At 34.6% G+C, this 19,528-nt stretch carries 21 protein-coding genes, 5 tRNA genes, 1 rRNA gene and 1 pseudogene; 22 read left to right on the top strand and 6 right to left on the bottom strand.

Going from position 1 to position 19,528, the window contains the following annotated elements:
* Nucleotides 1-9: 9 nt before the first annotated feature.
* A complete protein-coding gene (locus CIB95_RS12875) occupies nucleotides 10-939 on the bottom strand; it encodes a hypothetical protein (protein WP_094925773.1) in 930 nt (309 codons plus the stop codon).
* Nucleotides 940-1,117: 178 nt separating this feature from the next.
* On the opposite strand from CIB95_RS12875, the gene CIB95_RS12870 reads away from it, so the two are divergent.
* Complete coding sequence (locus tag CIB95_RS12870) at nucleotides 1,118-2,968, top strand: diguanylate cyclase domain-containing protein (RefSeq protein ID WP_094925771.1); 1,851 nt, start codon at nucleotides 1,118-1,120, stop codon at nucleotides 2,966-2,968.
* A gap of 132 nt (nucleotides 2,969-3,100) precedes the next feature.
* On the opposite strand, the gene selD is transcribed toward CIB95_RS12870, so the two are convergent.
* The gene (gene selD / locus CIB95_RS12865; protein WP_094925770.1) at nucleotides 3,101-4,156 is read right to left on the bottom strand and encodes a selenide, water dikinase SelD; all 1,056 of its coding nucleotides are present in this window, start codon (nucleotides 4,154-4,156) and stop codon (nucleotides 3,101-3,103) included.
* Nucleotides 4,157-4,350: 194 nt separating this feature from the next.
* Between selD and CIB95_RS16580 the strand changes: the two are divergent.
* Both CIB95_RS16580 and selA read left to right on the top strand, forming a co-directional pair.
* Nucleotides 4,351-4,542: pseudogene (locus tag CIB95_RS16580) on the top strand (Rdx family protein); the annotation flags it as partial.
* A gap of 51 nt (nucleotides 4,543-4,593) precedes the next feature.
* Nucleotides 4,594-5,991 carry an L-seryl-tRNA(Sec) selenium transferase gene (selA, locus tag CIB95_RS12855; RefSeq protein ID WP_094925767.1) on the top strand — a complete coding sequence of 466 codons (1,398 nt, stop codon included), beginning with the start codon at nucleotides 4,594-4,596 and terminating at the stop codon, nucleotides 5,989-5,991.
* Between the two features lie 22 nt (nucleotides 5,992-6,013).
* On the opposite strand, the gene CIB95_RS12850 is transcribed toward selA, so the two are convergent.
* Nucleotides 6,014-6,151 carry a small acid-soluble spore protein P gene (locus CIB95_RS12850; protein ID WP_094925765.1) on the bottom strand — a complete coding sequence of 46 codons (138 nt, stop codon included), beginning with the start codon at nucleotides 6,149-6,151 and terminating at the stop codon, nucleotides 6,014-6,016.
* A 117-nt stretch (nucleotides 6,152-6,268) separates the two neighbouring features.
* Here CIB95_RS12850 and CIB95_RS12845 point away from each other — a divergent pair, with 117 nt between their 5' ends.
* The 4 genes from CIB95_RS12845 to acnA all read left to right on the top strand — a co-directional run bounded on the left by CIB95_RS12845 (nucleotide 6,269) and on the right by acnA (nucleotide 10,300).
* The gene (locus CIB95_RS12845; RefSeq protein ID WP_094925763.1) at nucleotides 6,269-6,526 is read left to right on the top strand and encodes a hypothetical protein; all 258 of its coding nucleotides are present in this window, start codon (nucleotides 6,269-6,271) and stop codon (nucleotides 6,524-6,526) included.
* A 5-nt stretch (nucleotides 6,527-6,531) separates the two neighbouring features.
* Nucleotides 6,532-6,681 (top strand): small acid-soluble spore protein O, encoded by a 150-nt coding sequence (gene sspO / locus CIB95_RS12840; protein WP_094925762.1) that lies wholly within the window; start codon nucleotides 6,532-6,534, stop codon nucleotides 6,679-6,681.
* Nucleotides 6,682-6,799: 118 nt separating this feature from the next.
* On the top strand, nucleotides 6,800-7,351 hold the full coding sequence (locus CIB95_RS12835; protein WP_094925760.1) for a carbonic anhydrase: 552 nt from the start codon (nucleotides 6,800-6,802) through the stop codon (nucleotides 7,349-7,351).
* A gap of 234 nt (nucleotides 7,352-7,585) precedes the next feature.
* Nucleotides 7,586-10,300 (top strand): aconitate hydratase AcnA, encoded by a 2,715-nt coding sequence (gene acnA / locus CIB95_RS12830; RefSeq protein ID WP_094925758.1) that lies wholly within the window; start codon nucleotides 7,586-7,588, stop codon nucleotides 10,298-10,300.
* A gap of 46 nt (nucleotides 10,301-10,346) precedes the next feature.
* Here acnA and CIB95_RS12825 read toward each other — a convergent pair whose 3' ends face one another.
* Together CIB95_RS12825 and CIB95_RS12820 are read right to left on the bottom strand one after the other, a co-directional pair.
* A complete protein-coding gene (locus CIB95_RS12825; protein ID WP_094925757.1) occupies nucleotides 10,347-10,562 on the bottom strand; it encodes a hypothetical protein in 216 nt (71 codons plus the stop codon).
* A 167-nt stretch (nucleotides 10,563-10,729) separates the two neighbouring features.
* Nucleotides 10,730-11,674 (bottom strand): ATP-grasp domain-containing protein, encoded by a 945-nt coding sequence (locus CIB95_RS12820; RefSeq protein ID WP_094925755.1) that lies wholly within the window; start codon nucleotides 11,672-11,674, stop codon nucleotides 10,730-10,732.
* A 177-nt stretch (nucleotides 11,675-11,851) separates the two neighbouring features.
* On the opposite strand from CIB95_RS12820, the gene CIB95_RS12815 reads away from it, so the two are divergent.
* The 7 genes from CIB95_RS12815 (at nucleotide 11,852) to rrf (ending at nucleotide 14,266) form a co-directional block, all read left to right on the top strand.
* A complete protein-coding gene (locus tag CIB95_RS12815; protein ID WP_094925753.1) occupies nucleotides 11,852-13,498 on the top strand; it encodes a M1 family metallopeptidase in 1,647 nt (548 codons plus the stop codon).
* Between the two features lie 145 nt (nucleotides 13,499-13,643).
* Nucleotides 13,644-13,719, top strand: a tRNA-Thr gene (locus tag CIB95_RS12810).
* An 8-nt stretch (nucleotides 13,720-13,727) separates the two neighbouring features.
* Nucleotides 13,728-13,812, top strand: a tRNA-Leu gene (locus tag CIB95_RS12805).
* A 45-nt stretch (nucleotides 13,813-13,857) separates the two neighbouring features.
* Nucleotides 13,858-13,932: transfer RNA gene (locus tag CIB95_RS12800), tRNA-Gly, on the top strand.
* Nucleotides 13,933-13,944: 12 nt separating this feature from the next.
* A tRNA-Leu gene (locus tag CIB95_RS12795) sits at nucleotides 13,945-14,033 on the top strand.
* Between the two features lie 32 nt (nucleotides 14,034-14,065).
* A tRNA-Ala gene (locus CIB95_RS12790) sits at nucleotides 14,066-14,141 on the top strand.
* Nucleotides 14,142-14,149: 8 nt separating this feature from the next.
* A 5S ribosomal RNA gene (gene rrf, locus CIB95_RS12785) occupies nucleotides 14,150-14,266 on the top strand.
* Nucleotides 14,267-14,353: 87 nt separating this feature from the next.
* Here rrf and CIB95_RS16095 read toward each other — a convergent pair.
* Complete coding sequence (locus CIB95_RS16095) at nucleotides 14,354-14,500, bottom strand: YuzL family protein (RefSeq protein WP_142296512.1); 147 nt, start codon at nucleotides 14,498-14,500, stop codon at nucleotides 14,354-14,356.
* A gap of 132 nt (nucleotides 14,501-14,632) precedes the next feature.
* Here CIB95_RS16095 and CIB95_RS12780 point away from each other — a divergent pair, with 132 nt between their 5' ends.
* From CIB95_RS12780 to CIB95_RS12745, 8 genes are all read left to right on the top strand, one after another.
* Nucleotides 14,633-15,304 carry a prolipoprotein diacylglyceryl transferase gene (locus CIB95_RS12780; protein ID WP_094925752.1) on the top strand — a complete coding sequence of 224 codons (672 nt, stop codon included), beginning with the start codon at nucleotides 14,633-14,635 and terminating at the stop codon, nucleotides 15,302-15,304.
* Nucleotides 15,305-15,316: 12 nt separating this feature from the next.
* Nucleotides 15,317-15,928 carry a peroxiredoxin family protein gene (locus CIB95_RS12775; RefSeq protein WP_094925750.1) on the top strand — a complete coding sequence of 204 codons (612 nt, stop codon included), beginning with the start codon at nucleotides 15,317-15,319 and terminating at the stop codon, nucleotides 15,926-15,928.
* Between the two features lies 1 nt (nucleotide 15,929).
* Entirely contained in the window at nucleotides 15,930-16,589 is a 660-nt protein-coding gene (locus CIB95_RS12770; RefSeq protein ID WP_094925749.1) for a thermonuclease family protein, read from the top strand.
* Between the two features lie 136 nt (nucleotides 16,590-16,725).
* A complete protein-coding gene (locus CIB95_RS12765) occupies nucleotides 16,726-16,851 on the top strand; it encodes an FbpB family small basic protein (RefSeq protein ID WP_094925886.1) in 126 nt (41 codons plus the stop codon).
* A gap of 53 nt (nucleotides 16,852-16,904) precedes the next feature.
* The gene (tlp, locus tag CIB95_RS16630; protein WP_408607230.1) at nucleotides 16,905-17,696 is read left to right on the top strand and encodes a small acid-soluble spore protein Tlp; all 792 of its coding nucleotides are present in this window, start codon (nucleotides 16,905-16,907) and stop codon (nucleotides 17,694-17,696) included.
* A 130-nt stretch (nucleotides 17,697-17,826) separates the two neighbouring features.
* Entirely contained in the window at nucleotides 17,827-18,270 is a 444-nt protein-coding gene (locus CIB95_RS12755; protein WP_094925747.1) for a MarR family winged helix-turn-helix transcriptional regulator, read from the top strand.
* Nucleotides 18,271-18,394: 124 nt separating this feature from the next.
* A complete protein-coding gene (locus tag CIB95_RS12750; protein WP_094925746.1) occupies nucleotides 18,395-18,796 on the top strand; it encodes a DoxX family protein in 402 nt (133 codons plus the stop codon).
* 15 nt (nucleotides 18,797-18,811) lie between these two features.
* Entirely contained in the window at nucleotides 18,812-19,516 is a 705-nt protein-coding gene (locus tag CIB95_RS12745) for a pirin family protein (protein ID WP_094925744.1), read from the top strand.
* Nucleotides 19,517-19,528 lie beyond the last annotated feature (12 nt).

The raw sequence follows: 19,528 nt of genomic DNA, 5'->3' as shown, positions 1-19,528 counted from the left end.
AGCTAGCGCTTATTCGCTAGCTGTTTCTTTTTCTAAATAGCCATATTCTTTAAGGCTTTTCATCAATTTAACGGTAAGATACCCTTTCCATTCCTCTTTTGCTTTCAACCAATCTTGATCATACTGTCCCCAAGCCCAATTCGGTTCGCAATATCCTCTTTCATTTAAATGTTTAATTTCATATTGTATATTAACTTCAATTTCATCTTTCAAAAAAGGATAAAGCAACGACTTTGGTGTTGGAGCAAATGTTAGTGGTTTTGGTCCATAATTTTCCCAGGCATCTGTCGTAGTCTGAACAACTTCCTGGACTCTGCTAACAAGTTTGTTTATTTCTATTGGATATTTTTCATTCGGTAAAACTTCAAATAACCTTATGTAACATAAAAGATCGTGCATCTCCATCTTGTGTATATCATCTGAAAATTTCATTAATGCGAGATCTAATACTTCCTGTAAGAAGGTAGATGGAACTAGTTCAGAATATTGTACTAGGTAACTAACAATTTCCGCATTTGGATTTGCCCAATTGCTTTCCACACCAGCATTTTTAGTTTCTTTATTCACATGCCACCACGGTGCATGTGGGTAGTTGTTCACCTCTTCGGGTACAGTAAACCAGCGCTTTTGTTCTTGGTCATATGTATTAAGGAAATAATTAATGGCATCTTTAATGATAGGGTGTGTTGGAGCTACTTGCAGTTCATTCACATATTGCATTGCAATCGTTGTGGCCATAGGTGATGAACCTGGTAAGCGAAAGTCAGGTTCTATTGCTTTCCCAAAACCGCCATCTTCATTTTGGTATTTCATCAATTCGACAACTACTTCATCTTTATTTATAGTCTTAAAGTTAAATATGAATAGACTTCTATCGAGAGGTCGTGCAAAATTTAGTATAAAACTTTTTATTGTATTTTTTTTACTAGTCGTAATCATTTAAACGCCCCTTCCTATTTCTATTACATAATATTCTCACATATTAGAATAATTATGGGAAGTCCTAGTAACCCAATTTCCAAAATAAGTTTATTATAATAGCAAATGTTCATGATTCTATGATATTATTAGTAGGTGAACTAATATTAATTTATTTACGTACATTAGGGGAAATACTATGAAAAAGTGGATCTTTTTTAATTATATAATATTAGCAGTGGTGTTTCTTTTATCTGGATGTACCACGGAAATAAATGAAACTATTGCTATGGAAAAAGGCTCTTTTGATTTTGATACTCTCAGTGATTCTCAGAGTGAAATATATAGTTTGGATGGAGAATGGGAATTTTATTGGAAGACACTAGCATCACCAGATGATTTGAAAAATAGTAAAACTCCAGTAAAATATGTTCATGTTCCATATAATTGGAATAAGTTTGAAGATCAAGATTTACCTGGACTAGGGTATGCAACGTATAGAGCAAAACTTACAAATCACACTCCTGGTAAGTATGGTTTGAGAATTCCTAATATTAATTCATCGTACAAGGTTTGGGTTAATGGAGAATTATTGGGAGAAAACGGTAAAGTTGCAGAGAATATAGAGAAAATGGAAGCTAGCCTTAGACCACGCGAATTTTTCTTTGTTACCGAACAGAGAAATGTGGAAATTGTACTGCAAGTTGCCAACGGGAGTTTCCGTGATGGAGGTATCTTCTCAAGTATTGAGTTTGGACCTTATGAAAAAATCTTTCAAAAAACGAATGATAGAATTATTTTTGACACAATATTATTTGGAATTGTATTCTTAGCAGGACTATACCATATAGTATTATTTCTATTAAGAAGATCTGATAGAATTGCATTTTACTTCGGTGTGTTTTGCTTGTTAATTAGTTTTAGAATAGGCGTTGTTGGAGAGAAATTTTTATTAAGGATCTTTCCGGAAATCTCATATAATTTATCTCTTCAAATTGAATATTTGTCTTTCTTTGCTTGTCTGCCTTTGTTCTATTGGTTCACATGGATATTATTTCAACACATCGTTTCAAAGCTATTTGGTAAAATAATTACGTATCTTTCATTAGTCTTTATTGCTATCGCTCTTTTCACAAAGCCAATTATATCTTCTAACACCTTGTTTTATTATGAAGCATTAACCATATTGGTTATTTTATACTTAGTCTATTTTCTTAGAAGAGCGATAAAGATGAAAATAGAAGGTTCTATTATCGTTACCATTTGTGGCCTTTTCTTTGCCCTTACAGTTGTGAATGATATTTTATTTTATAATTTAATTATTGATACAATGGAACTAGCTGCGTTAGGTTTATTCGTTTTCATATTTTCACAATCTTATTTAATAGCAAAAAGATTCTCATATGCTTTTTCGAAGTTAGAACACGTTTCTAATCAATTAGCTATATTAAATAGCCAATTAGAAGAGAAAGTAAATGAGCGAACAAAATCACTTGAAACCTATCAAAAACAGTTGATGCAAGCGAATGACAAACTATACAAACTCTCATACTTTGATTCAACAACCGATGTTCCTAATAAAAGATTATTATTAGAAGAGTTAGAGAAAGAGTGGAAAAATGCTATTGTAAATAAAGACCCTATTTCTTTGTTATTTTTAGATATTGATTGTTTCAAAGAGTATAATGACACATATGGTCACTTAAATGGTGATAAGACTTTAAGAGAAGTAGCAAGTACTCTTCAAAAGGTTATAAAAAGTTATTCAGGATTTGTTGCTCGTTATGGAGGAGAGGAGTTTGTTGCAATTCTACCTCGAAAAAGTGCACAAGAAGCGAATTTGGTAGCTGAAAAATGTAGAAATGCAATTGAAGAGCTAAAAATTAACCATCAATCTTCTTCAGTTTCTCAGTATATAACAGTAAGTATAGGAATTAGCAGTGAGATTCCTGTAGCAGAAAGTTTTGAACATTTTATTTTTAAAGCAGATAAAGCATTATATCAAGCGAAATCAAATGGGCGAAACCAATCTGCTTCTTATGCCAACTAATCTATAGCAGTATTAAACGCAAAAAAACCTCGAAGGTCGTAAAAGAATTACTTACGATTCCTCGAGGTTTTTTTTGTTCTAAAATAAATAATAAAAAGGTGAATGACATCTGCCATTCACCAGTAAGATCTATTATCTTTTTGCGTAAATGCTTTTTTCTTTTTTCGCGCTAACTGTTCCGATGATGGATGCAGCTTCAATACCATTATTCTTACATTTTTCTACGTATTGCTCGGCTTGATCAGCTGGCATACTAATTAATAATCCACCAGAAGTAACTGCATCACACAAAAGCATTTCGTCTTCAAATGTAAGTGATTCATCATACTCTACATCATCTTTTAACCAGCTATGATTAGCTTTTGTCCCGCCAGGAACAATTCCTTTTTGAATAAGCTCATATGTACCATCTAGTACCGGAACATCTGACAACTTGATATCAAAACTTACTTTACTTCCTTTAGCCATTTCCGTACTGTGACCTAGAAGTCCAAATCCAGTTACATCTGTGACTGCAGTTGGAGAGAACTCTTCAAGAAGCTCAGCTGCTCGTTTATTTAATGTTGCCATAGCTATAGTAACAGCTTTTTCTTGTTCTTCTGTAACTTCATTTCTTTTAATTCCAGTTGTTAACACACCAACACCAATTGGTTTTGTTAAGACTAAAACATCACCAGGTTTGGATCCGACATTTTTATAAAATTTATCAGGGTGAACATAACCAGTTACAGATAAGCCAAATTTAGGTTCTTGATCGTCGATTGAATGGCCTCCGACGATAATTGCACCAGCTTCTTTTGTTTTGTCAGCAGCACCTTTTAATATTTCAGCTAACACTTCAGGGCCTAATGCTTTGATAGGGAATCCGACGATATTTAAAACCGTTTTAGGCTTGCCTCCCATTGCGTATACATCACTAAGGGCATTGGCTGCTGCTATTTGTCCGAATGTGTATGGATCGTCAACAATTGGTGTAAAATAATCAACAGTTTGAATTAAAGCTATATCATCAGTTACTTTATATACTCCCGCATCATCAGAAGTATCTAAACCAACTAAAAGGTTTGGATCATGTTCTCTTTCTGGTAAATGTCGCAAAACTTGCGACAGGTCTTCAGGACCAATTTTGCATCCTCATCCAGCCTTTGTGGAAAGCGCTGTTAGACGTATTTTTTCTTGTTCACTCACAAAAATGCACCTCCTATTTTTCACTATTAGTATATACGTGTTTTGCAAAATAAGACAGTAATAAGATAACAAGCACCTTTTTTGCGTATTTTACATTGTTATACTAAAATAAAACGTAGAATTACTTAAAAGGAGGCCGCAACATGTCTTACAAAGTATCTGTTGAATTTTGCATGCAGTGAAACTACGCACCAAAAGCCGCGAGTTTCGCGGAAGAACTTTTTAATCATTACCGTCATGACATTACTTCATTAGAGTTGATTCCTAGTTCAAAAGGAGCATTTGAAGTAACAGTTAATGGAACGAAGATTTATTCTAAGCTTGAAATCGGCAAGTTTCCTGCTACGAACGCAATGATTGAGGAAATGGACAAATTAGCAAAATAAATGGGCACCTTTCTTAAGGTGTCCTTTTTATAGCCTTAAGGAGGAGCACGAATGAAACAATGGTTAAGATTTATACCTTCTGTTCATCAATTACAAAATGAACCTACTTTAAATAATCTTCTAGAAAATGGTCTTATAGGTGCCCAATTAACGAAATGGATGCAAGAAGAAGTTATGAATGTGCGAGAACAATTTCTTCAAGAGTCTTGGGACAGTGAGACACCCCCAACGAAAGAACTTCTATTATCCCACATAATAGATCGAGTTAAAAAAAGAGCGCAATCTTTTCAATCATATACGATTAAACCTGTCATCAATGGAACTGGGACAGTTTTACATACTAATTTAGGACGAGCTAGATTAAGTGAAAAAGCTATTGAACAAGTTGTCAAAGTTGCAGCGAATTATTCAAATTTAGAATATAACTTAGATGAAGGTGTTAGAGGTTCGCGGCACGATCATTTAGAAACATTAATAAAAGAAATAACTGGAGCAGAAGCAGCGATGGTTGTGAATAATAATGCTGCTGCTGTTTACCTCATCTTAAGAGCGCTAGCAAAAGAGAAAGAAGTAATTGTATCGCGTGGAGAATTAGTTGAAATTGGTGGATCATTTCGTGTTTCAGCAATTATGGAGGAAAGTGGCGCAAAACTAGTCGAGGTAGGAACGACAAATAAAACACATGAATTTGATTATGAAAATGCCATCAATGATAATACTGCAATGATCATGAAGGTGCACACGAGTAATTTTAAAGTTGTCGGCTTTACAAAAGAATTAAAAACAAAAGAACTAGTTGAAATTAGTAAGGGTCACGGCGTTATCTATTATGAAGATTTAGGAAGTGGAGACTTGTTTTCATTTCAATCTTCAGGTATTGGGGAAGAGCCTTTAGTGTCTGAAGCGATAAAAAATGGAGCGGATGTCGTATCTTTTAGTGGTGACAAACTGTTAGGTGGTCCGCAAGCTGGAATTATTGCAGGAAAGAAAGAAATCATAAATAAATTAAAAAAGCATCAGCTTGCTCGTGTGTTGCGAGTCGATAAAATGACGATTGCAGCTTTAGAAGCGACATTAAAATCTTATATTTTAGAACGAGGAACAGAGATACCTACAGTTAGAGATTTACTACAATCAATAGAGACGATTAAATCAAGAGCTGAAACATTTGTAAAAAGGCTGGAGCTGTTAAAGTCATCTTTTGATTGGAATATAGTTCAAGATTTTTCGCAAGTTGGTGGAGGCACAATGCCGGATGTATTAATGCCAACAGTTGTCGTAGAAATGATTCATAGTAAGTATGAGTCACAACAATTAGCAACCAAATTGCGAGAAGCTGAAATTCCAGTCATTGTTCGTATAAAAAATGAGAAAGTTTTAATTGATTTTAGAACAATTTCAGATGAAGAAGTAAAGCAAGTAATAGAGGCATTAATGAAAATTAACTAGCTTAGAGAAGTAGAGAAGGGATTTACCCTTCTCCGTCTGTTGCACCTACATGATTTCTTTTCTTTACTTTTTTAGATCCACTCATCGGTGCTGGTTGCCCTGGATTTTCGCCTTTTGGAGCATTCTTACGTTGATCTTTATATGAATTCTTTTCAGCCATAGTAACCACTCCTCCTTCTATAATAGTTTGCTTTCGTCTTTATCTTTTATTCATGTATGATTTTTTCACGTGGGCAAACAATAACAATGAAAAGCTTTCTATTAAGGAGGAAGAAGTATGCCGTTTCATAAAGATAAACAACAAGCATTTCAAGCTGCTCAGCAAGGGTACACACAAGCAAAGAATGCGGAACAGCATTTAGTTACCGATAGTAGTGAATACGGTAAGCAGCTGAAACACTTACAAAACGAAGTGAATGAAGCTTACCAGCAAATTGAAAATGCGTTGGAAGTATCTTCTGAGCATCAAAGACATCAATTAGAGCAATATAGAAACGACTTACAACAAATTGTCCAACAAGTTAATGAGGAGTGATTACGATGGTTAAACGTAAAGCGAATCATGTAATTCCAGGAATGAATCAAGCAAAAGCACAAGGTCTTGGTGCTGGATATAATGCAGAGTTCTCAAATGAGCCTTTAACTGAAGAGCAAAAGCAAAACAACAAAAAAAGAAAAAAGAATCAATAATTATCTTTAGCAAGTGACTTTGTCACTTGCTTTTTTCACATTAACCATTGAAAAAGAGAGTACTTTACGGTATATTTTACGGTATATTATACCAAATATATTTTCTGGGGTGCTCTGAATGGATACAATGGAAGATTTATTAAGAAGAAATCAACAATTTGTTCAAGAAAAAACTAGTGGGATGGCCGATTATTTTCAACGATTTTCTGATGGTCAGTCACCAGATTATTTTGTAATTAGCTGTAGTGATTCTCGAATTAATCCTGCTGTTACATTTATGGGAGACTTAGGAGAATTTTTTGTTCATCGCAATGTTGGTAATCAAGTAGTAGAAAGTGATCAAAGTTTCACAGCTGCATTGTTTTATGCACTTAATGTCCTAAATATAAAAAAAATTCTTATCATCGGTCATACGAATTGTGGTGCGATAAATGCTGCTTGCCAAGGCAATGCATTACCTAAAGAACTATCTCCTTGGATTGAAAATATCGAGAAAGCAGTTTCTGAAGAAGAGAGAAAGTCACTACAAATTGATGATGTTTCAAAAAGAAACGTCCAAGCACAAGTGGAGAATCTCAAAAAACATCCAGTTTATCAAGGACATGAAGATAGTGTTACTGTTCAAGGACTTATCTATGATGTTGGTAGTGGGAAAATTGATATAATTTAATTTCTATATCAAAAAAGCATTTGTTATAAAACAAATGTTTTTTTATTTATTTGAAACATAAGTTTAACTTATCAAAAATGATAAAATTATTGAAATTTACTTATTAACTATTGTGTCATATGATAATTGTGTAATGAATGAAAAATGTCGGTGTAAATATTGATTTATCTTTCGACAATTTTAGCTCATTAGTATATGATAAGGAATGTATGAATTCAAAAGGAGGTAGTACATATGGCTAACCAAGATATTTTCCAAGCGCGTTCTTCTTTTGAAGCTAACGGCAAGAAGTATAACTTCTATAAGCTGCAAGCGCTTGAAGAAGCTGGTATCGGAAATGTTTCAAAACTTCCGTATTCCATTAAAGTACTTTTAGAATCAGTTTTACGTCAATATGACGGTCGTGTAATTACAAAAGAGCACATTGAAAACTTAACAAAATGGGGAACTAGTGAGCAAAAGGACATTGATGTACCTTTCAAACCTTCACGTGTAATCCTACAAGACTTTACAGGTGTACCTGCAGTAGTAGACTTAGCGTCATTACGTAAAGCTATGGCTGACATGGGTGGAGACCCTGATAAAATTAACCCTGAAATTCCAGTTGACTTAGTAATCGACCACTCTGTACAAGTAGACAAAGCTGGTTCAGCAGATGCACTTAAGTTCAACATGGATCTTGAGTTTAAACGTAACGCTGAGCGTTATGAGTTCTTGAAGTGGGCACAAAAAGCATTTGATAACTATCGTGCTGTACCACCTGCAACTGGTATCGTTCACCAAGTTAACTTAGAGTATTTAGCAAATGTTGTTCACGGTATTGAAGAAAAAGATGGCGAGTACATTGCATACCCAGATACTTTATTTGGTACTGACTCTCATACAACGATGATTAATGGTATCGGTGTATTAGGTTGGGGTGTTGGTGGTATCGAGGCTGAAGCAGGAATGCTTGGTCAACCTTCATACTTCCCAGTTCCTGAAGTTATTGGTGTTAAATTAGTTGGAACGCTTCCTAACGGAACTACTGCAACTGACTTAGCATTAAAAGTAACGCAAGTACTTCGTGAGAAGAAAGTTGTTGGGAAATTCGTGGAATTCTTCGGTCCTGGACTTGCAGAAATGCCACTTGCTGACCGTGCAACTATTTCAAACATGGCACCTGAGTATGGAGCTACATGTGGTTTCTTCCCAGTTGATGAAGAAGCACTTGAATACATGCGCTTAACAGGTCGTTCTGAAGAGCAAATTAAATTAGTTGAAGAATATACAAAAGCTAATGGTATGTTCTATACGCCAGATGCTCAAGACCCTACGTTCACTGACGTTGTTGAAATCGATCTTTCTGCAATTGAGCCGAACTTGTCTGGTCCAAAGCGTCCACAAGATTTAATTCCACTTTCAGCGATGAAAGAATCATTCCATAAAGCACTTACTTCACCAGTAGGTCCAAGCGGATTTGGTCTTTCTGAAGATGAAATCAATAAAGAAACGACAGTTAAACATCCGAATGGTGAAACTTCTACGATGAAGACTGGTGCAATTGCGATTGCAGCCATTACTTCTTGTACAAATACATCAAACCCTACAGTAATGTTAGGTGCTGGATTAGTTGCGAAAAAAGCAATTGAAAAAGGCTTACAAGTTCCTGAGTATGTGAAAACATCACTAGCTCCTGGTTCTAAAGTAGTTACTAGCTACTTAGATGAAGCTGGTTTAACTTCATACTTAGAGGATTTAGGATTTAATACAGTAGGTTATGGTTGTACTACTTGTATCGGTAACTCTGGTCCTTTAGCTGATGAAATCGAAGAAGCGATTGCTAGCAGTGACTTAACAGTTACGTCTGTACTTTCTGGTAACCGTAACTTTGAAGGACGTATACATCCGTTAGTAAAAGCTAACTACTTAGCTTCACCACCATTAGTAGTTGCTTATGCGCTAGCAGGAACTGTTGACTTTGATCTTAACAATGATTCATTCGGAAAAGACAAAGATGGTAACGATGTTTACTTAAAAGACATCTGGCCAACGACAGAAGAAATTAAAGCAGTAATTAAGCAAGCTGTAACACCTGAAATCTTCAAGAAAGAGTACGATGAAGTATTCGATAGCAATCAAGAGTGGAATGAAATCGCGACTACTGATGACGCGCTTTACAAGTGGAATGAAGATTCTACTTACATTCAAAACCCTACATTCTTCGAAAACTTATCTGCTGATATTGAAGAAGTTAAACCACTTACTGGTTTACGTGTTATCGGTAAATTTGCTGATTCAGTTACAACTGACCACATTTCACCAGCTGGTGCGATTGCAAAAGATATGCCTGCAGGTCGTTACTTACGTGAAAAAGGCGTTGATATCCGTGACTTTAACTCATACGGATCACGTCGTGGTAACCATGAAGTAATGATGCGTGGTACGTTTGCAAACATCCGTATTAAAAACCAAATCGCTCCTGGAACAGAGGGTGGATGGACGACTTACTGGCCAACAGAAGAAATTATGCCCATCTATGATGCTGCAATGAAGTATCAAGAAGATAACACAGGTTTAGTTGTTATTGCTGGTAAAGATTACGGTATGGGAAGCTCACGTGACTGGGCTGCGAAAGGTACGAACCTTTTAGGCATTAAAACAGTTATCGCTGAAAGCTTCGAGCGTATTCACCGTTCAAACTTAGTGTTAATGGGTGTACTTCCACTTCAATTTAAAGAGGGAGATACAATCGAATCTCTAGGCTTAACTGGTAAAGAAACGTTCGACGTACAAGTAACAAATGACATTAAACCTCGTGATATGGTTAAAGTTACTGTTACTGATGAAGCTGGTAATAAAAGAGAAATCGAAGTTGTTGCTCGTTTCGACTCTGAAGTTGAAATTGACTACTACCGTCACGGTGGTATCCTGCAAATGGTACTACGTGATAAGCTTCAAAATAACTAATTTACAAACAAAAAACCGCTCTTCTATAGAGCGGTTTTTTTACGTATTATTTTGTATTATCTGGGTCAGGTGTTAGCCCTTTTTCTTTTAGCTCTTCTTTATTCTCAAGCTGTTCCATTTCGTTTCCTAAGCTAATTGCCTCAGAAAAGTTTTCAATCATTTCATTTTCCTTCTTATGTTTCTGCTTAGAAAGTGGTGATTTAAGTTTGTCTTTATCTGATGTACGATTAATTTGTCCACCACCTAGACCTTCATCAATCATAATATCAATTTGTTTTTCCTTTTTTAAACTAATTGATATCCCTCCTTCACTAATAATGATAGCATTCTACGTGACTTATATAAAATTTCTCTCACTATGAATAAGAGTAATGAGGGACTATTGATTTAAAATAAGTTAAGTTAGAAAGATGAGATATATAATTCCTCCTATATCTTTTTAATAGCTTTTAATTCCTTCAATTTTGTCCCTAAAACATTAGCTATTTCTTTCATGCCGTAAATTCCTACGTTATTTTCGGCATCTGTATTATAGTTAGTATTCGTATTAACATCATAAGTGAAAAGATTTCCTGCTTTATCTTTTATAAATTCAATACCAGCAAAAGTAATGTCATTTTCACTTAAGAATTTTTCATATTTTGTAAGAATTGGGTGATTGAAATTCTCAATAATTTCAAATTTTGCTTTTGTTTTTGTGGTTGTTGGGCAAAAGTTATCTCCAATACTGCATGCGTCTGCAGGACATAATTCAAACCCTTCTGATGTATCTACTCTGACAGCATACAAAAATTTCCCATTAATAAATTCACATCTCGTAATATAAGGTTCAGGTGATTGAATATACTCTTGAATGAGTGTGATGCCATCAATAGGTTTTTCAAATTGATCATTATTAATATACGTTTCTAATGCAATAATTGAGTGGAAAAGTTGGACACCTAAACCCTTTCCGCCTCGATTATGTTTTGTTATAAAAGGAGGTGTCATTTTTTTCGCAGCTTCAATTATTTGCGTTTTTCCAATTGCTGCAATTGTTTTAGGTATCTTAATGCCATTTGCTTGTAGCGATGAATATTGAGCTATTTTACTAATTTCTAAAGCTAATGCTCGTTCACTGTTTAGAACTATCCGATTATGAGCATTAAGCCAAGCTAAAACACTAGCAGTATACTCAGCAGAGTAGCGGTGGTCTCTAGTATGAGACGATGCGCTAATTCTATTGTAAAATATCCCTTCAGGTGGAATGTCTGATAAATCTAATGTTCCTTCATTTAAAAACCATTCTTTATAGGGAAGTTGCATATCATCTAAATGTTTAAGTAAAGGTGCTGTCCACTCTTTATTTTCATGTATTATATATATGTGTGTCATAGTAGCCTCCAGTATGTTTTTAATAATTAATCCTATAAGTTTAGTAGGGATTAATTAAATTCTATTTTATCACATCAAGTGCCTATTCGTGTAAAGGTTTATTATAAATATTATAGAATGTATTAGAAGGATAGGATTATTGTCTATGTAATATAGCTATGAAAGGTAGTTGACTTAATGGATACTCGAAAAGTTTACATAATACTTATTCTTTTTATTTTTAGTTCGACATATGCTGGAATCGCAATGATCCAACATGCAAAGGATACTTCAATAAACCAACAGTCTGAATATCATCAAGATCAAAATGATGAACAAAACAATGCTGATGAAAACCAACAAGGAAATAGTGAGAATCAAAATCAAAATGAAGAAGAAACAAATGATAATAAAAAACAAGATGATGAAGTATCTAAAGCTCGTAAATTAAATGTTGACCATGGAAATACGGTCTATAAATTTAATGGAACATTCGATCCAGAGATTCAGCAAATCAGTGGAACACTTATTGTAAAAGCAATAAATGATACTGGTGTGGACCAAAACTCAATATACTTTCACCTATATCCAATGATCTATGAAGAAAAGATTCCATTGAAAGGAGAAGACTGGGATTTTATTTTTGGTGAAAAGCGTACTCCTGGAAAAATGGATGTTTTTGACGTGAAGGTAAGTGGAAAAGAAGTAAATAGTAAAATTGATGGGACAATTATGGAGGTTCCTCTAGAGTCTTGGACACAAAATGAAGAGGTTTCGATTGAAATGAGTTTTATCATTGATGTCCCCAAAAATAACGGAGTATTTTCTTATGACGATCAATCGACATGGTTTGGAAGTTGGATACCCATTAAAGCGGTATATACCGAAGAAGGTTGGTATTTAAATCCGTATCATCCAATTGGAGATCCTCTCTTTAGTGATATTGCCTCCTATGATATGACAATTAAACTGCCGACTAATTATCAAATTGCTACTTCTGGATATGACTACGAGTCAAGAATAGTTACAGTAAGTAATCAAACTTTTGGATCATATCATGTAGTTGCTGAAAACGTAAGAGACTTTGCTATGGTAATTATGGATGATTCCTACAAATTATTGCAATCAAAGGTCGATGATGTTGTTGTTAATGTTTGGTATCGAAATCAAACAAAAGAGGCGATGCAAAAGTATTTAGAAGCAACAGAAAAATCGTTACAATATTTTAGTGAACGCTATGGGAAATATCCATATAAAGAATTTGATGTAATAGCAACAGGTGGCTTTTTTGGTGGAATGGAATATCCAGGCCTCGTATTTGTGCAAAGTCAAGCATTTGAGAAGGAATTAACTTACGGCTATACTGTTATTGCTCATGAAACTGCACATCAGTGGTGGTATGCTCTTGTAGGAAATAATGCGATTGAAGAACCTTGGTTAGATGAAAGTTTAACAAATTACTCAACGTTGAATTTTTTATTAAAGCATTATCCAATCGTTGGTGAGAAAACATTAAATAGTCAAACAAAATATCTATCAAAAGAAATTGAAAACTTCAAAGAAGAAGGACAACTCATTAAACTTCCTGCAAAAGATTTTGCTGAGTGGCAAACTTATATCCTTTCTATTTACTATTTTGGAAGCCAAATGTTTTATCATTTAGATCAAACTATAGGTGAAGAAAAAATGAATGAGGCATTAAAATTGTATGTAGAGAGGTATTCGTATAAAAACGCATCAAGGGAAGATTTAATAAGCGTGTTTGAAGAAGTTGTAGGACCACAAGTGCGTGAATTCTTTGATTCATGGTTAGAAAATGAAGTAGTAAAAACATTGGGAAATTAAGAAGCTAAAGCCTCGCCATCATAGTTGTGGTAGAGGTTTTTCTTATTGGAAAATATACACTGAAAATATTTTTAAAAAAGGTATTGCGCGTTTCTAAAAATCATGATAAATTTTAGTAGTCGACATGATGCGACGAACAAAACTTGCCGGTGTAGCTCAGTTGGTAGAGCAACTGACTTGTAATCAGTAGGTCGGGGGTTCAAGTCCTCTTGCCGGCACCATTATATATGCGGGTGTGGCGGAATTGGCAGACGCGCTAGACTTAGGATCTAGTGCCGTATGGCGTGGGGGTTCAAGTCCCTCCACCCGCACCATATATAATACACAATAATTTTATATTGAAATAAAGTCCTAATTAAGCGGAAGTAGTTCAGTGGTAGAACACCACCTTGCCAAGGTGGGGGTCGCGAGTTCGAACCTCGTCTTCCGCTCCAAGATTTACTTTTGCCGGGGTGGTGGAATTGGCAGACACACAGGACTTAAAATCCTGCGGTAGGTGACTACCGTGCCGGTTCAAGTCCGGCCCTCGGCACCATTTTAAAAAAATTCACAAATTATATATCTTTCGGGGCCTTAGCTCAGCTGGGAGAGCGCCTGCCTTGCACGCAGGAGGTCAGCGGTTCGATCCCGCTAGGCTCCACCAATTTAATGTCTGGTAATGATGGCGAAGAGGCCACACCCGTTCCCATACCGAACACGGAAGTTAAGCTCTTCTGCGCCGATGGTAGTTGGGGGCTGTCCCCCTGTGAGAGTAGGACGTTGCCAGGCTTACTAAGCTAGGATAACTTTATGTTATTCTAGCTTTTTCATATTTATCAAAAATAGGCTTTACCTATCAAGGTAAAGCCATTATTATTATTTCTTCTTATATTGTTGGTTAGAACTCCTACCTTGACCTTGATAGCCACTTTGATATTCTGCAGTAAATCCACGTGTTTTTTTACCTTGAACACTTGCGGCACCTACCCCTTCTGGAGAAGGATTTCTTTTTGTTTTACCCATAGCTTTCACCTCCCATAATAATATTGTTCCCAGCCTTTTATTTTTAACGTCATGTAATAAGCAATTATATATTTAATATTGATTGCATTTGGTATGATAAACATAATAATAAATTATTGTGAGGAGAATATCGTGCTGCAACCTGTATATCAATTGGGACCTTTTATCATTAAAATAAGCTTAGTTATTATTGCTCTATCTATGATGTTTTCTTATTTAGTTGCGAAATACAGATTGAAAAATGTCAGTTCAGCAAAAGAAATTTTGGAGAGTTTGTCCAATGCTTTTATTATTAGTATTATTGTTTGGAAGTTATCATACATCATTATCTATCCTATCCGAACGTTAGAAAATCCATTGGCACTACTTTTCTTTAATGGTGGATCAATTGGGACAATGTTAGCAATCCTGTCTTTTATTGCCATATTATTTTATTATGCCAAGAAGAAAGCTATTGCCGTTGCTTACTTTATTGATACAGCTTTGACTGGAGTGATATCATTTTTCCTATTTTTTAATGTTTTTTCAGCAATCATTTATGCCGAGGTTCGATTAGTTCATATTATAGGACTTTTTGTAGCACTATCTTTTATATTATTAATAATCAAAAATTCGTTTCCATTAAAAAAAGTAATCTTACTAGAAATAATCATATGGTGGAGTATCGCACAAATTGTGTTAGAATACTTTTTGAATTCATCATTACCATTTATTGGTCCATTTTCAACGCAACAAGTAATATACATTACAGTTTCAATTGTTATCTTAATCATACTATTAATAAAACGAACAAGTAATAATTAGGGGGATTTATTTATGTGGAGAAATATAATTGCAGGAATTATTTTATCAGGGTTAGTGATATGGGGGATAATGGATTATGTTACAAAAGAGGATTCTTCTCAAAATGGTGCAAACGGAGCTCACGAAGATGAACAATCCACTAATCCAGATGAAAATAAAAATACAGCGAAGGAAAATAGTGATAAGTTAGAAGTAGGTATTAAGATAGGGAACAAAGCACCTGATTTCACAATAGAAAATTTAGAAGGAGAAACAGTTTCTTTGTCTGATTATCAAGGAAAAAAAGTAATCTTAAACATGTGGGCAACATGGTGTCCGCCTTGTCGCGCGGAGATGCCGGATATGCAACGATTTTATGAAAAATATGCAAATCAAGGTGTGGAGATATTGGCTGTAAATATGACCTCCCAAGACACAGTTTCAAGTATAGAAGAGTTTAAAGAAGAACTAGGTTTAACATTCCCAATTCTTTTAGATATCCATAATGAAGTTGGTGTTACTTACCGAGTATTACAAATTCCCTCGACTTGGTTTATTAATAATGATGGGGTTATTACTAACATCGCCTTAGGTGCTATGAATGAAGAAATGATGGTAAAATATATTAAGCAAATGGATAATTAATATGAAAAAACTTATACTGCTTTTCTTTTCCATATTAATAACCTTGCTAATGGGTTGCACTAGTGATGGGGATTATTTATATGAGGTTACGAAAGTTGTTGACGGTGATACGATAAAGGTCATTATAAATAATAAAGAAGAAACAATAAGACTATTGTTAATCGATACACCTGAAACAGTTCATCCGTCAAAGCCTGTACAACCATTTGGTCCAGAGGCGAGTACTTTTGTAAAAGAATTACTAGAAGGTAAAAAGGTGAGAATCGAGCTTGGTATATCTGAACGAGACAAATATGGAAGGTTATTGGCTTATGTTTACACGGAAAGTGGAGAAATGGTTAATGAACTTCTTCTTGCAGAAGGGTTAGCAAGAGTTGCTTACATTTACGAACCTAACACTAAATATGTCGATCAATTTTATGCTATCCAAAACGAAGCACGAAAGCAAAATGTTGGAATTTGGAGCATTGAAAATTACGATGATCTTGACGATGTTGAAGAATCTACTATTGACTGTAATATTAAAGGAAATATTAATTCGAAAGGTGACAAAATTTATCACCTTCCGAGTGGGGCATATTACAAACAAACGATTGCAGAAGAGATGTTTTGCTCAGAAGATAAAGCTGAAAAAGCTGGTTTCCGAAAATCAAAACGATAAAAGGTGCTGAAAGTGAAGCATCTTTTTTTATTTGCAAAAAATCATTCTAATATTCTAAAAACTTGTTTAGAATTTGGGAATTTAGGGAAAACTTTATTAAATATATTATTATCAAGGAGGGATTATTTTGAGAAATATGAACAAAAGAAGCTTTAAGGAATTAGTATTAGAAAACAAAAGGGCGTTATTAAAGGATAGTGAAGCATTGGAAAGAATAGAAGACCGCTTAGAAAAAAGGTTAGAAAGAAGAATGGGTAACTAAAAGCAAGGTCTTCCTTGCTTTTTTCTTTTGACTATTTAATAGAGGTGTTACTAATGAGGATTGGCGAGGATATATATTCACTTATAGGCTCATACGGTAATCCTTGGGGGGGATCATCAACAGCCATTATTGCTGGTCTGGGGATGAGGTTAATTAACGAATCGTTTCGCTTATCTGACATTAACATTTCTTTAGAAAGTGAAATTAAACAATGTTTTACTTGTTGTGACGAAGACAACGATATATTGACAAAATCGTTACGAGGAGAATCGGTTAACATTAATGAAGTGACATTTAGATTATTTCAAACAATAGTTACTTTTTTAGAAAAAACGAAAGAGTATAAAAATAAAGTGAAAAATGAGGTCTTGTCAGATTACATACTTGGAGTAAATTACTGCATATCTGCTGCAAATGGGTGTATGGAATTAATGAAAACCAATGGATATTCTGGTGTATTAAAGGCCGACCTAATAGAAGTAAACGAAAAGCTTTTTCAAAACGAATTAATATATCGATTTAACAGTATGAAATCAGCAGGTCTGAAACAAAATACAATTGTAGGAAATAGCAATTTAGAAGGAGGCAATACATTGGCAAATAATAGACAAACTCCAGCAAAGCCTGATGATCGTAGCGATAACGTTGAAAAGATCCAAGATATGATAGAACATACTATCGAAAATATGGAACAAGCTGAAGATACGTTACGCAACCCAGAGATTGATATGAGTGAACATGAGCGTCAGCAAATTGAAGAAAAAAATGATCGCCGCCGTGAAGCGTTAGATGGATTTCGTTCTGAAGTAAAAGATGAAGCTAATTACAATCGTCAAAATGATTAAAGAAAAGGTCAGGCAAAACGCCTGATCTTTTCTTTGAAATTGTAATGTGAGAATAAATCTTTGACAAATTCTAATTTGCAATTTATAATTACTTTGAATTCGAGATAATATTTTTGAGAGGTTTGGTTTGATGGATAGATTAGAAAACGAAGTTACTTTAAAACTTTTCGTAACCTTATCCAAGGCACATCGCACGATTACAGACTTAGTCAAAGAAGATATAAAAAAATATGGCTTAAACACAACAGAATTTGCCGTATTAGAACTTCTATACCATAAAGGTGATCAACCCCTGCAACAAATTGGGCAAAGAATCTTATTAGCTAGTGGAACTATTACTTATGTTGTTGATAAGCTTGAAGAAAAAGGATACTTGCTACGCAAACCATGTCCTAAAGACAGAAGAATTACGTATGCGACTATATCCGACCAAGGAAGAGCTTTATTAGATGATATCTTTCCTAAACATCAAATTCGACTTAATGAGATTTTCGCTGGTTTAAATATACAAGAAAAAAATGATGCTATCTCATTAATGAAAAAGTTAGGCTTATATGCAGATTCATTATCATAATGAAATTGCTTTATGTCATAAATCTCAGTTTCGAGATATATACATTTATATATCTCGAATTTGAGATAACCTTTGGAATAATATCTCGAATTCGAAACAATAAATGTAAGGGAGATAATAAAAAATGATGGATATTGGTTTATTATTAATAAGATTACTAATAGGGCTACTATTTATAGGACATGGTGCACAGAAATTATTTGGGATGTTCGGTGGTCATGGTGTTAAAGGGACAGGAGGATTCTTTGAATCAATCGGAATAAAGCCTGGGGTTATGATGGCTATTTTAGCTGGACTAGCAGAACTTATAGGTGGGGCTTTGTTTGCGGCAGGACTATTCATGCCAGTAGCAGCAGTTCTAATAGCTGGTACAATGGCTGTAGCTATAATTAAGGTTCACGGTACAAATGGATTATGGGTAACAGAAAATGGATATGAATATAATTTGGTAATTATAGGTACAGTAATTGGTATTGCATTAATTGGAGCAGGTAACTACTCGCTTAATACACTAATATTCGGTTAAGGAGATGAGAAATTAATGATAAAAATTCGCAAAGCAGAAGAACGTTATTCAAATGACCATGGTTGGTTAAAAACGAATTTCAGCTTTTCATTTGCTGATTACTATGACCCTAATAACATGCAATTCGGCCCATTGAGAGTGTTAAATGATGACATCATTGCACCTCAAAAAGGCTTTGGCTCACATCCACATAGGGAAATGGAAATAGTTTCAATTGTTTTAGATGGATTTTTAAAACATGAAGATAGTACTGGAACTACAGCTACAACAACATTCGGTGGTGTTCAACGAATGTCAGCTGGAACAGGGATTATCCATTCTGAAGTAAACCCTTCACTCGATGAAGATGTAAACTTGTTACAATTATGGTTTTTACCTGAAAAAGAAGGACTTCCACCTTCATATGAGAAAACGTCATTTGATATAAATAAGTTAAAGAATAATTTATTACCAGTAGTATCAAAGAATACAACAGGTAATGAAATTGCAAAGATCCATCAAGATTTAACGATTTACTTGTCCGATTTAGAGGAAGAGAAGGAGCTTTCATTTGAACAATTACAAGGGAGACGCACTTATATCTTTGTAATTGAGGGGAAGCTATTACTAAACGAAGAAACTCAAATAAGTAAAAGAGACGATGCTAGAATTACTGAAACTTCAAAACTAAAAATTAAAGGGTTAGATAAATCACGATTTATGCTTATCGATTTACCATAAAGCTGCGAACTG

It is taken from the genome of Lottiidibacillus patelloidae, assembly GCF_002262935.1.
Classification (GTDB): domain Bacteria; phylum Bacillota; class Bacilli; order Bacillales; family SA5d-4; genus Lottiidibacillus; species Lottiidibacillus patelloidae.
The sequence above is the reverse complement of the archived record's forward strand: the minus strand, read 5'-3'. Positions and strand labels throughout refer to the sequence as shown.